Source organism: Chromohalobacter nigrandesensis, from assembly GCF_023061285.1.
Taxonomy (GTDB): domain Bacteria; phylum Pseudomonadota; class Gammaproteobacteria; order Pseudomonadales; family Halomonadaceae; genus Chromohalobacter; species Chromohalobacter nigrandesensis.
In genome coordinates, this window is the sequence record NZ_JAKGAM010000002.1 from 305,772 (window position 1) to 317,667 (window position 11,896).

Sequence of the window (11,896 nt, forward strand, 5' to 3'; positions counted from 1 at the left end):
CGCGGAAAAATCACCGTCATGCGGGTTTCAGGCTGCGATGCACATAGAGATCATAGCGACTGGTCTTGCCCTCGAGAGCGTGATCCGGTGCCGGGCCACCGAGCGGCGGCGCGCGGCGGGGGCGCTTGACCACCACCCGATGCGTGGCGACCTCCAGGGCGGCGTCCAGCAAGCGCGGCGCGTCGTCATCGTCGCCGGCCAGTTCGCGGAAGATACGCATCTCCTTCTTGACCAGTGCGCTCTTGTCGCGGTGCGGAAACATCGGATCGAGGTGCACCACTTGCGGCACAACATCGTGACGCGCCACCAGCGTTTCCAACTCACGCGCGGCGTCACCATGCGCCACCCGCATACGCGCCACGATCTCGGCGGCCTCGTCATCCACTCGGGCGCGCCGCACGCCATCCTCGAGCAATGCGAAGATCGCCGCCACGCGCTCGATCAACAACACGTCGGCGCCGAGACTCGCCAGCACGAAGGCATCGCGCCCCAGCCCCGCCGTGGCATCGACGATGCTCGGCGTCACGCCGTGCGCCAGACCGCATGCCTTGGCAATCAACTGTCCACGTCCGCCGCCGAAGCGGCGCCGGTGCGCGACTTTGCCAGCGGTAAAATCGACCCGAATCGGCGCGCCATAGTGGCGCGCATTGCCCGACAGCGCCAGGCCATCGGCACTCATGGTCAACTGCAAGGCGGCATCGGCATCCGCCTCGGATTCCCAGGGCATCCCCAGACGCGCGGCCAGCGCACGTAGCGGCTCACCGATGGCCGCGACTCTTTGGCTCATACCGCCCACACCAGCAGTACGACCCCCAGGATCAGGCGATAGATGACGAACGGCAGCATACCGATACGATCCAGTGCAGCCAGAAACAGCTTGATACACAGCCACGCCGCGATGAACGACATCAACGTGCCCGCGATGAGCGTGCCCCAGGCCACGCCCCCGCCCGCTTCGACGAGCTCGATACCCTTGAGTGAGCCGGCGGCGAGAATCAGCGGGATCGACAGCAAGAACGAGAAACGCGCCGAGGCCTGGCGGGTAAAGCCGAGCATCAGCGCTGCCGTCATGGTGATACCCGAGCGCGAGGTCCCGGGAATCAGTGCGATGGCTTGCGCCAGTCCGATCAGCAACGCGGTCTTCAGGGTCAAGGTCTCGAGCGACTTCACGCGGCTGCCGCGCTTATCGGCCACACCCAGCAGCACCCCGAAAAGGATCGTCGTCGTGGCAATGACCAGCACCGAGCGCCCCGCACTCTCGATCCAGCCTTCAATCAACAGGCCAACGACCACCGCCGGGATGGTGCCGATAATAATCGCCCACCCCAAGCGACTTTCCGGGGTCGGTCCGCGCTCGCCGAACTGGGTACACCAGGCATGAAGAATGCGCCAGACTTCATGGCGAAACGCGAACAGCACAGCCCCCAGCGAGCCGACATGCACGGCGACATCGAAGGCCAAGCCCTGATCGGGCCAGCCCAGCAACTGCGACGGGAGAATCAGGTGAGCGGATGACGAAATAGGGAGGAATTCAGTGAGGCCCTGAATGACGGCCAGCGCAACGACGTGCAACCAATCCATGAGATGTCCTTGAAGCAACGAAAAACATGACGCTGCGTACGCGCGTGCGAACACGCCATTATTATTTTCTGAGGCTTAAGAAACGCTTAGCCGCGCTGCCATGCCACCTCATTGCGCAAGTACACCGGCACCGCCGCGTCGGGCGACGGACGCTCGCCCGACTGCCAGGCTTGCGCAGCCAGGTGGACCATCTCCTCGGCGGCCGGTTGCGGTTCGCTCAGGCACTGGCCGAGCGCCGACTGCACTTCAACGGGCATGCGCTCGCTTAGGCTCCAGCCCGAACCGATGCCCACCCAGTCGACATCGTGGAACGCCACGGGCAGGCGCAGGCGTTCCGGCGCCAACACGGCCTCCGCCATGAGCGGCTCGAGCACGCCATCGTGACAGCGATAGGCCGCGGCATAGACCTCGTCCATGCGCGCGTCCATTGCCGCCACGACATAGCGCGCGTGGAGGCGCCGATGCGCGGAAAGCGCCAAGGCTTCCAAGGTAGACACACCGATCAAGGGACACTCGAGTGCAAACGCCAGTCCCTGCGCCGTCCCGGCGGCGATACGCAAGCCGGTAAACGAGCCCGGCCCACGGCCGTATGCCAACGCATCGAGATCAGCGAGCACCACGCCCGCCTCGGCCAGCACGTCGTCGACCATCGGCATCAAGAGGTGGGTGTGTTGACGCGGGGCGTCACGATAGCGGGAAATCACATGGCCATCGCGCCACAGGGCGCAGGAACAGGCGCTAGTAGAGGCATCCAGGGCCAACAGAGTGGGCATCGGCGATCATCGGGCTACGGGTGAGCCCGCACTATAAACGTGCCGCTGGTCATTGGCAAAACGCCCGGCCCACCACTCGACGCGATGTTTGACGCAGGTCGTTATTGCGCGGCGCCAGGGACGCCGCGCGGCAGGAAGAGAGACTTATCCCTCGAGCGCCGTCAGCACCTGCTCGCGGATCGACTCGACGCTGCCGGTGCCTTCCACGCGGTGATAAGCTGGCGCGCTTTGCGGATCTTGCTGCGCCCATTCGCGGTAATACTTCACCAGCGGCTCGGTCTGCTCATGGTAGACGGACAGGCGGTTGCGCACGGTGGCTTCCTGATCGTCGTCGCGGTGCACGATCGCTTCACCGGTCACGTCATCCTTGCCCTCTTCCTGGGGCGGCTGATACTCGACGTGATAGACACGCCCCGAGCCCGGATGCACCCGACGACCGGCCAAGCGCTTGACGATTTCCTCGTCGTCCACAGCGACTTCCAGCACATGGTCGAGCTTGACGTTGGCATCTTTCATGGCATCGGCCTGGGGGATCGTGCGCGGGAAACCATCGAACAAGAAACCGTTGGCGCAATCCGGCTGGGCGATACGTTCCTTGACCAGCGAGATGATGATGTCATCGGACACCAGACCGCCGCTGTTCATGATCTCCTTGACCTTGAGACCCAGCTCACTCTCCTCCTTGACCGCCGCGCGCAACATGTCACCGGTGGAGATCTGCGGAATATCGAAATGCTCGCAGATGAATTGGGCTTGGGTACCCTTGCCTGCGCCCGGGGCGCCCAACAAGATCAAACGCATCGATAGTACTCCTTGAACGAGTCATCACATGTTCATTGTCGGCCATGGCATGCCCCATGAAGCACACGCCATCGCCGTGGGAATGGCCCATGACGATACCTGCACGGCTCGAGCGGCACAAGCACGACCGACCTGAGCTTGCCCTGCTCAAAGCGCCATAATTCGCCTTTTTTCATGAACTTGCCTGAAGCATTGCACTTTCGTCGCGCACCACGACTGCCTCTGTTTGTCGCGACATAAAAAAGCGGCCCCCGAGAGGGCCGCTTTGGTCACGCCATGAACGCGCTTGGATCACATCAGCAGGCGGCGAATATCGCTCAGCGCCTGAGCCAGGAAGGCCGTGAAACGCGCCGCGTCGGCGCCATTGACCGCCCGGTGGTCGTAGGACAACGACAACGGCATCATCAGCCGCGGGGCGAACTCGGCGCCGTCCCACACCGGCTTCGTCTGCGCCTTGGAAACGCCCAGGATGGCGACTTCCGGGGCGTTGACGATAGGCGTGAAGGCAGTGCCGCCGATAGAGCCCAGGCTGGAGATGGTGAAGCAGCCACCGGTCATCTCTTCGCGCTTGAGCTTCTTCGACTGCGCCTTGCCGGCCAGCTCGACCGATTCCTTGGCCAGGTCGATCAGCGATTTCTGATCGGCGTTGCGGATCACCGGAACCATCAGGCCGTCCGGCGTGTCCACGGCGATGCCGATGTGCACGTAGTGCTTCTGCACCAGCGTTTCGCCGTCGCTCTTCAGGCTGACGTTGAACTGCGGGAACTTCTGCAAGGCGTAGGCACAGGCCTTGATCATGAACGGCAGCGGCGTGAGCTTGGCGTCCTGCTGGGCGGCCTCGTCCTTCATCGACTTGCGGAAGGCTTCCAGCTCGGTAATGTCCGCCTCGTCGAATTGCGTAACGTGCGGCACGTTGAGCCAACTGCGGTGCAAGTTGGTCGCGCCCGCTTTCATCAGGCGGCCCATGGGCTTTTCCTCGACCTCGCCGAACTGGCTGAAGTCGATATCCGGCACGGCCGGAATACCCGCACCGCCACTCGGCGCAGCGCCTTTTTCAGCGCCACTCGAACGCTGCTGAAGGGCGTTCTTGACGTAACCCTGCACGTCTTCCTTCAGCACGCGCTGCTTGGGCCCGGTGGGCGTGACCTGGGCCAGGTCGACGCCCAGTTCACGCGCCAGCATGCGCACCGCCGGGCCAGCGTGGACGCGGGAACCCGCCGTCTTGTCGTCACCTTGCTTGTAACGTGCCTCGGGGCTCGGCTCACCCGCAGGCTGCGCGGACTTGGCAGCGCTGGCCTGTTGTTGACCGCCACCGGCTTTCTGGTCCGCCTTGCCAGCATCAGGTTTCTTGCCGGCATCGGCTTTCTTCGCCGGCTTCTTGGCCCCGGCCACCTCGATATAGCCGATCAGGTCGCCCTCAGAGACGCTATCACCTTCCTTGACCGACACCTCGACGACCTTGCCCTTGTAGGGGCTGGGCACGTCCATGGAGGCCTTGTCGGATTCCAGCGTGATCAAGGTGTCTTCCTCGCCGATCTCGTCGCCCTCGCCGATGGCGATTTCGATGATCTCGACACCTTCGCTACCGCCGATATCGGGTACGCGGAGTTCCTTGCGGCCATCCTCGCCGCCGCCTTCCTGCGTCTCGTCTTCGGCGTCTTGATCTTCGGCACCCGCGTCTGAATCGGCACTCTCGGAGTCGCCTTCCGCCGGCGCTTCGTCGGTGTCGTCGTCTGCGTCGTCACCTTCGCCGGCGATCTCCATGCTACCGATCAGGTCACCCTCGGAGACAGTGTCGCCCTCCTTGACCGCCAACGAGACGAGTTTGCCGCTGTAGGGGCTCGGCACATCCATGGAGGCCTTGTCGGACTCCAGCGTGATCAAGGTGTCTTCCGCGCTCACCTCATCGCCTTCGCTGATCGGCACTTCGATGATCTCGACGCCTTCACTGCCGCCGATGTCCGGCACTTTGACCTCGACGGTACGCTTGCCGCCACCGGACGACTTCTTCGGCGCAGCCTTCTCGGGCTCGGCTTCGTCCTTATCCTGAAACTTGGCATCGTCCTGGGAAGACTCGCCGGCGTCGCTATCGTCCTGACCGTCGTCGCCACCTTCGGCTTCGAGCTCGAGGACATCGTCGCCCTCGGAGACGCTATCGCCTTCCTTGACCAGCACCTTGACGACCTTGCCGCCCTTGGGCGCCGGGACATCCATGCTGGCCTTGTCGGACTCCAGCGTGATCATGGTGTCTTCGGCGGCGATGACATCGCCTTCGGACACCGCCACCTCGATGATCTCGACGCCTTCACTGCCGCCGATATCGGGAACTTTGATGATTTCGCTACTCAAGGTCGCGCTCCTTTCCAATCTGGCAGTCTGGTCGTCCCGGCGAAATATCGCGCCCGGGCAATACGACCAGACCAGGCAATCTGGCCACGGCCGCCACCGTGTCTAAACAGTGGCGGCACCTCGATGGGACCCTTGGGTCCAAGACACCAACGGGTCTCAAGACACCAGCGGGCTGGGCTTGGCGGGGTCGATGCCGTATTTCTTCATGGCATCATTGACGACCTTGGCGTCGATCTCACCGCGGCTGACCAGCGCGCGCAGCGCCTGAATGGTCACGTAGTAGCGGTCGACCTCGAAGAAACGACGCAGCGCTTCACGCGTGTCGGAACGCCCGAAACCATCGGTCCCCAGCACATGGAAGTCACTCGGTACCCAAGCACGAATCTGATCGGCGTAGAGCTTCATGTAGTCGGTCGATGCAATGACCGGCCCTTCGACACCGCTGAGTTGCTGTGACACCCACGGCTGCTCACGCTTCTCATCGTAGTCGAGGAACTGCAGCCGGTCGTACTCGAGCGCTTCGCGGCGCAGCTCGTTGAAGCTGGTCACGCTCCAAACGTCGGCAACGACGTCGTGCTCGTTCGCCAGCATCTCGGCGGCGGCCTCGACTTCGCGCAGAATCGTGCCGCTGCCCATGAGCTGCACCCGCGGCTGCTTCTTGCGACCGTCCTTCTTGCCTTCCTGAAGCAGGTACATGCCACGAACGATGCCTTCCTCGCTGCCCTCCGGCATTTCCGGATGCGGGTAGTTCTCGTTCATCACGGTCAGATAGTAGAAGCAGTTTTCCTTGTCCTGGAACATGCGCTTCAGGCCATCCTGCAGAATCACCGCAACCTCGTGGCCATAGCAAGGGTCGTAGGCACGGCACGACGGCACGGTCGACATCAGGATATGGCTGTGACCGTCCTGGTGCTGCAGCCCCTCGCCATTGATGGTCGTGCGCCCGGCGGTACCGCCGATCATGAAGCCACGCGCCTGTAGATCGCCAGCCGCCCAAATCAGGTCACCGACGCGCTGATAGCCGAACATCGAGTAGTAGACGTAGAACGGAATCAGCGGCAGATGGTGGTTGGAATAAGACGTCGCCGCGGCAATCCACGCGGAGATGGAACCGGCTTCGGTGATGCCTTCCTCGAGGATCTGACCCTTCTGGTCCTCGCGGTAGTACATGATCTGGCCGGCATCCATGGGCTCGTACTTCTGCCCTTCGGCGGCGTAGATACCCAACTGGCGGAACATGCCTTCCATCCCGAAGGTACGCGCTTCGTCGGGAATGATCGGCACCACGCGCGAGCCCAACTGCTTGTTCTTGACCAGGCCGTTGAGTACACGCACGAAGGACATGGTGCTGGACACTTCGCGGTCGCCGGAGCCCTTGAGCTGGCTGGCGAACATCTTGTCATCGAGCCCGGGAATCTCGAGCGCCTCGAAGTCGTTCTTGCGCGCCGGCAAAAAGCCGCCGAGCTTCTCGCGCTGGAGATGCAGGTACTTCATCTCCGGGCTGTCGTCATCGGGCTTGTAGTACGGGATGTCACCGCTTTCGATCTGCTCGTCGGAGATCGGCACGCCGAAACGATCGCGAAACTTCTTGAGCGCTTCGGTATCCATCGACTTGATCTGGTGGGCTTCCATGTCGGCTTCGCCGCTGCCGCCGCCCATGCCGTAGCCCTTGACGGTATGCGCCAGGATCACGGTGGGGCGATTGCCAGCGTTATTGACCGCTTCATGGTAGGCCGCGTAGACCTTCTGCGGATCGTGACCGCCACGATTGAGACGGAAGATCTGCTCGTCGGAGTAGTCCTCGACCATCTTCGCAGTTTCATCGTACTTGCCGAAGAAGTGCTCGCGGGTGTACTTGCCACCCTGGGCCTTGTAGTTCTGGTACTCGCCGTCGACCGCCTCGTCCATGCGCTTTTGCAGCATGCCCTTGGTGTCCTGCTCGAACAGCGGATCCCACTGGCCGCCCCAGACGACCTTGATCACGTTCCAACCGGCACCGCGGAAGACGCCCTCGAGTTCGTCGATGACACGCGAGTTGCCGCGCACCGGACCGTCGAGACGCTGCAGGTTGCAGTTGATGACGAAGATCAGGTTGTCGAGCTTCTCACGGCTTGCCAGGTGCAGCGCACCCAGGGACTCCGGCTCGTCGCACTCGCCATCACCGAGGAAGGCCCAGACCTTGCGGTCCTGCATGTCCTCGAGCTCACGCGAATGCAGATACTTCATCACGTGGGCCTGATAGATCGCCTGGATCGGCCCCAGCCCCATGGAGACTGTCGGAAACTGCCAGTACTCGGGCATCAGGTAAGGGTGCGGATAGGACGGCAACGACTCGCCGTCGACTTCCTGGCGGAAGTTGTCCATCTGCTCCTGCGTCAGTCGCCCTTCGAGGAACGAACGCGCGTAGATGCCCGGCGTGACGTGCCCCTGAATGTAGAGCAGATCGCCCTTGTGATCGCCGTTGTCGGCGCGGAAGAAGTGGTTGAAACCCACTTCGTAAAGCGTGGCACTGGACTGATAGCTGGCGATGTGACCGCCCAGGCCCTTGTGCTTCTTGTTGGCGCGCAATACCTGAACCATCGCGTTCCAGCGGATGGCCGAACGAATCTTGCGCTCGATGAACATATCACCGGGCATCTTGGCTTCACGATGCACCGGAATGGTATTGCGATGCGGCGTGGTCCCGGAAAAGGGGGGTGAAGAGCCATCGCGACGCAGACGATCCGCCAAGCGGCTCATGATGTATCGAGCGCGCTCTTCGCCCTCATGCTCGATGACCGAGGCCAAGGAATCCAGCCATTCCGTGGTTTCGATCGGATCGAGATCGTTTCTTGCCTCCAGACTCATAGACGTCTCTCCGAATGAAGATTGTATGTCGGTCATGGCCCGTCTACGCATCGCGATGGGGCCTGTGGCGCTCTTCAGTGTGGGCGCGACCTTCTTTGGGCCGTGTCTCCGGGAAAACTTTCTGTAATTTCCTTACAGCGGGGCGTGCAAGACGCACGGATTCAGGCCACGACGATACCGCAAACGCTGTCTGCTGCCAATTCGATAGGCCGCAAGCGACCTGTAAAATGCTTATTGGCCCAGGCCCGCTCAGGCCATATCACCAGGATTCGACAAAGGTTTACACGATGTAGTGCATTTACATGCATGCATGTGCATCAGGACGCTGTGCCCGCCACCTCCTCGAGACAACGGCGAAAATAGGCCCAATCAAAAGCCGGGCCGGGGTCGGTCTTGCGCAGCGGCGCGATATGCGCATGGCTGGTCACACGCCCCAGGTTCAAGACAGGATAATGCTCATGCAATGCCTGGAACACACGCGCCAAGCATTGATACTGCGCATCGCGATAGGCGTGAATTTCATCACCTTCCAGCTCGATGCCGATACTGAAGTCGTTGAGTTCACGACGCTCACGCTGGCCATCCCACCAGCGCGAGCGACCGGCATGCCAGGCGCGTCGATCGAAGCCTACGAACTGCACCGCTTCGCCGTCGCGGCGAATCAGCACATGCGCCGAGACCCGCAAGGCGTGGATCGTGGCAAAATAAGGATGCGCGGCGGGGTCGAGGCGATTGGTGAACAAGCGCTCGATATCCTCACCCCCGAAGCACCCCGGCGGCAGGCTGATGGAATGCAGTACCAGTGCCGAGATTTCTTCCTCGGGACGCGCATTGTGATTGGGCGAAACGACGTGCCGCGCCGTGGTGAGCCAGTGATTGTCGACCCGCATGCCTGCTCCTGTCTTTTCGGGACGTACTTCTCGAGACGTACCTCTCAAGACGTACTTCTCAAGACGTACTCTTCGGGACGCGCTCGGATGACCAGCGACCCCCCTGACCGGATCGCCGTGATCCCGATATACTGCACATATTGTCGCACATCAAAGGAAGGCGCCCGACATGCAATATCGCGAAGCTCTCGCGGAGGATATCCGCACCAGTGCCGCCCGCCTGCTGGCCGAGGATGTCGGCCCCGGCGACATCACCGCGCAACTGATTCCTGCCAAGCAGTGGGCCTGGGCACGCGTCGTGACCCGTGAGAACGCGGTACTCTGCGGTGTCGCCTGGGTCGATGAGCTTTACCGGCGCCTCGACCCCAGCGTCAAGCTCCATTGGCATGCTGCCGATGGCGACGCTCTGGCGCCCGAGGAAACCATTCTCGAACTGGAAGGCCCCGCACGCAGCCTGATGACCGGCGAGCGCGCAGCCCTCAATCTACTCCAGACACTTTCGGGCACGGCGACACGCACGCGCGATTACATGGCACGGATCAACGATACCGGCGTGGCGCTACTGGATACTCGCAAGACCCTACCCGGCCTGCGCTTGGCGCAGAAATACGCCGTCACCTGCGGCGGCGGTCACAACCACCGCCTCGGGTTACACGATGCCTTCCTGATCAAGGAAAATCATATCACCGCCTGCGGCGGCATTGCCGAGGCCATCACCGCCGCGCGTCGTATCGCCAGCGATCTGCCAGTGGAGGTGGAAGTCGAGACCCTCGACGAGCTGGATGCCGCACTCTGCGCCGGCGCGGATACCATCATGCTCGACAACTTCGATCTCGAGACACTGCGCGAGGCGGTCACACGCACGGCCGGACGCAGCCGCCTGGAGGCCTCCGGCAATGTCAGCGAAGCGACGCTGCGCGATATCGCCGAGACCGGGGTCGACTACATCTCCATCGGCGCGCTGACCAAGGATGTCAAAGCCGTCGATCTATCGATGCGTGTCGTGCGTACTGAAACACGCTAGCGCCTCGTTTGCTGCCTGGGCGTCAGCGACCGAAGGCCAGCATCCTTTCCAGGGGCTTAATGGCCCGCTGACGCAGCGCCGCCTCGATACGTATCTCGCCACTGCCTTCATGCAAGGCGCGCTCGAGGCGATCCAGGTCGTTCATCGCCATCCACGGGCAGTGGGCGCAACTCTTGCAGGTCGCGCCATTGCCCGCCGTAGGCGCCTCGAACAGCGTCTTATCCGGCACGGCCTGCTGCATCTTGTAGAAGATGCCACGGTCGGTGGCCACGATCAGGCGTTGCCGGTCGAGTTCGCGCGCGGCCTTGATCAGTTGTGAGGTCGAACCCACCACATCGGCCAGTTCGATCACCTCTGCCGGCGACTCGGGATGCACCAGCAAGGCAGCATCGGGGTAGACCTTCTTGAGATCCAGCACGCCCTGGGCCTTGAATTCCTCGTGCACGATGCAGGCACCATCCCAGAGCAGCATGTCAGCGCCGGTACGCTCGCGGATATAACGCCCCAGGTGCTTGTCCGGCGCCCACAGGATCTTTTCGCCACAGGCCTGGAGATGCTCGATGACCTCGACCGCAATCGACGAGGTCACCACCCAATCCGCACGCGCCTTGACCGCCGCCGAGGTATTGGCATAAACCACCACCGTGCGGTCGGGATGCGCATCGCAGAACGCCGCGAACTCATCCGCCGGACAGCCGTCATCCAGCGAACAGGTCGCTTCCAGCGTGGGCATCAGCACGGTTTTCTCGGGGGACAGGATCTTGGCGGTCTCGCCCATGAAGCGCACCCCGGCCACCACCAAGGTCGTGGCCGAGTGCCGGGCGCCGAAGCGTGCCATTTCCAGGGAATCGGCCACGCAGCCGCCGCTTTCCTCGGCGAGTTGCTGAATGGCGTCGTCGGTATAGTAATGCGCCACCAAGGTGGCATTGCGTTCGCGCAGCAAGCGCTTGATCGTCTCGGACTGCGCACGTGCTGACGCACTCGGCACGACCGGGCAATACGTGCGGGCCAGAGGCGAAGCTGCCTCGGGCACTTTCGGTGTCATGATCGTCATCGTGTCTACCACTGTGACTGGCAGGGGCTCCCCCTGCATAACGAGAAGCGTCGCGCCGCGATCTCTTCGCGGACACGCCACACCCAATCTCATGATACTGCTCGTCGCTACCGGCTTGCCAGCATCGTGCCCACCCGAATGTCGTCACGGCCTAATGTCCAGCACGAATACCCGGAACGCAAAAACCCCGCCTCATGCGAGACGGGGTTGAATGCTGGTGGGTCGTGTAGGATTCGAACCTACGACCAATTGGTTAAAAGCCAACTGCTCTACCACTGAGCTAACGACCCATAACCTGTCCGTTCGGACAGTTTTGGGCGGCAATGGTGGGTCGTGTAGGATTCGAACCTACGACCAATTGGTTAAAAGCCAACTGCTCTACCACTGAGCTAACGACCCGCCGCCGGGTCTTCGAGACGTATTATCGCACCATACCAATCAAAGGCACGTGCCAATGGTGGGTCGTGTAGGATTCGAACCTACGACCAATTGGTTAAAAGCCAACTGCTCTACCACTGAGCTAACGACCCGTCCCGACAGGGCGCACATAGTACTGATAACGCTCGACATTGACAAG

At 62.2% G+C, this 11,896-nt stretch carries 9 protein-coding genes and 3 tRNA genes; 1 reads left to right on the top strand and 11 read right to left on the bottom strand.

Annotated features, from left to right (window positions below; genetic code table 11):
- Positions 1 to 16: 16 nt before the first annotated feature.
- The 7 genes from L1073_RS04935 to ampD form a co-directional block, all read right to left on the bottom strand.
- Positions 17 to 787 (bottom strand): class I SAM-dependent methyltransferase, encoded by a 771-nt coding sequence (locus L1073_RS04935; protein ID WP_246897225.1) that lies wholly within the window; start codon positions 785 to 787, stop codon positions 17 to 19.
- Positions 784 to 1,581: an undecaprenyl-diphosphate phosphatase gene (locus tag L1073_RS04940; protein WP_246897227.1), complete on the bottom strand. Its 798-nt coding sequence runs from the start codon at positions 1,579 to 1,581 to the stop codon at positions 784 to 786. Before L1073_RS04940 ends, L1073_RS04935 begins: the two co-directional genes overlap by 4 nt.
- Before the next feature lie 86 nt (positions 1,582 to 1,667).
- Positions 1,668 to 2,354, bottom strand: a complete 687-nt coding sequence (gene tsaB, locus L1073_RS04945; protein ID WP_246897229.1) for a tRNA (adenosine(37)-N6)-threonylcarbamoyltransferase complex dimerization subunit type 1 TsaB — start codon at positions 2,352 to 2,354, stop codon at positions 1,668 to 1,670.
- Positions 2,355 to 2,498: 144 nt separating this feature from the next.
- On the bottom strand, positions 2,499 to 3,155 hold the full coding sequence (gene adk, locus L1073_RS04950; protein WP_246897231.1) for an adenylate kinase: 657 nt from the start codon (positions 3,153 to 3,155) through the stop codon (positions 2,499 to 2,501).
- 291 nt (positions 3,156 to 3,446) lie between these two features.
- Positions 3,447 to 5,504, bottom strand: a complete 2,058-nt coding sequence (aceF, locus tag L1073_RS04955) for a pyruvate dehydrogenase complex dihydrolipoyllysine-residue acetyltransferase (protein ID WP_246897233.1) — start codon at positions 5,502 to 5,504, stop codon at positions 3,447 to 3,449.
- Positions 5,505 to 5,660: 156 nt separating this feature from the next.
- A complete protein-coding gene (gene aceE, locus L1073_RS04960) occupies positions 5,661 to 8,351 on the bottom strand; it encodes a pyruvate dehydrogenase (acetyl-transferring), homodimeric type (protein WP_246897235.1) in 2,691 nt (896 codons plus the stop codon).
- 317 nt (positions 8,352 to 8,668) lie between these two features.
- Positions 8,669 to 9,241: a 1,6-anhydro-N-acetylmuramyl-L-alanine amidase AmpD gene (ampD, locus tag L1073_RS04965; protein ID WP_246897236.1), complete on the bottom strand. Its 573-nt coding sequence runs from the start codon at positions 9,239 to 9,241 to the stop codon at positions 8,669 to 8,671.
- Positions 9,242 to 9,410: 169 nt separating this feature from the next.
- Between ampD and nadC the strand changes: the two genes are divergently transcribed.
- Positions 9,411 to 10,265 (top strand): carboxylating nicotinate-nucleotide diphosphorylase, encoded by an 855-nt coding sequence (gene nadC / locus L1073_RS04970; RefSeq protein ID WP_246897238.1) that lies wholly within the window; start codon positions 9,411 to 9,413, stop codon positions 10,263 to 10,265.
- Between the two features lie 22 nt (positions 10,266 to 10,287).
- On the opposite strand, the gene nadA is transcribed toward nadC, so the two are convergent.
- From nadA to L1073_RS04990, 4 genes are all read right to left on the bottom strand, one after another.
- Positions 10,288 to 11,319 (bottom strand): quinolinate synthase NadA, encoded by a 1,032-nt coding sequence (gene nadA / locus L1073_RS04975; protein ID WP_246897240.1) that lies wholly within the window; start codon positions 11,317 to 11,319, stop codon positions 10,288 to 10,290.
- A 215-nt stretch (positions 11,320 to 11,534) separates the two neighbouring features.
- A tRNA-Lys gene (locus L1073_RS04980) sits at positions 11,535 to 11,609 on the bottom strand.
- Between the two features lie 34 nt (positions 11,610 to 11,643).
- Positions 11,644 to 11,718, bottom strand: a tRNA-Lys gene (locus L1073_RS04985).
- Between the two features lie 56 nt (positions 11,719 to 11,774).
- Positions 11,775 to 11,849, bottom strand: a tRNA-Lys gene (locus tag L1073_RS04990).
- Between the last annotated feature and the right edge of the window lie 47 nt (positions 11,850 to 11,896).

Bases quoted from the DNA above. Each gene is read 5' to 3' on its own strand.
- L1073_RS04935 (WP_246897225.1), bottom strand. From the start codon at position 787: ATGAGCCAAAGAGTCGCGGCCATCGGTGAGCCGCTACGTGCGCTGGCC.
- L1073_RS04940 (WP_246897227.1), bottom strand. From the start codon at position 1,581: ATGGATTGGTTGCACGTCGTTGCGCTGGCCGTCATTCAGGGCCTCACT.
- tsaB (WP_246897229.1), bottom strand. From the start codon at position 2,354: ATGCCCACTCTGTTGGCCCTGGATGCCTCTACTAGCGCCTGTTCCTGC.
- adk (WP_246897231.1), bottom strand. From the start codon at position 3,155: ATGCGTTTGATCTTGTTGGGCGCCCCGGGCGCAGGCAAGGGTACCCAA.
- aceE (WP_246897235.1), bottom strand. From the start codon at position 8,351: ATGAGTCTGGAGGCAAGAAACGATCTCGATCCGATCGAAACCACGGAA.
- ampD (WP_246897236.1), bottom strand. From the start codon at position 9,241: ATGCGGGTCGACAATCACTGGCTCACCACGGCGCGGCACGTCGTTTCG.
- nadC (WP_246897238.1), top strand. From the start codon at position 9,411: ATGCAATATCGCGAAGCTCTCGCGGAGGATATCCGCACCAGTGCCGCC.
- nadA (WP_246897240.1), bottom strand. From the start codon at position 11,319: ATGACGATCATGACACCGAAAGTGCCCGAGGCAGCTTCGCCTCTGGCC.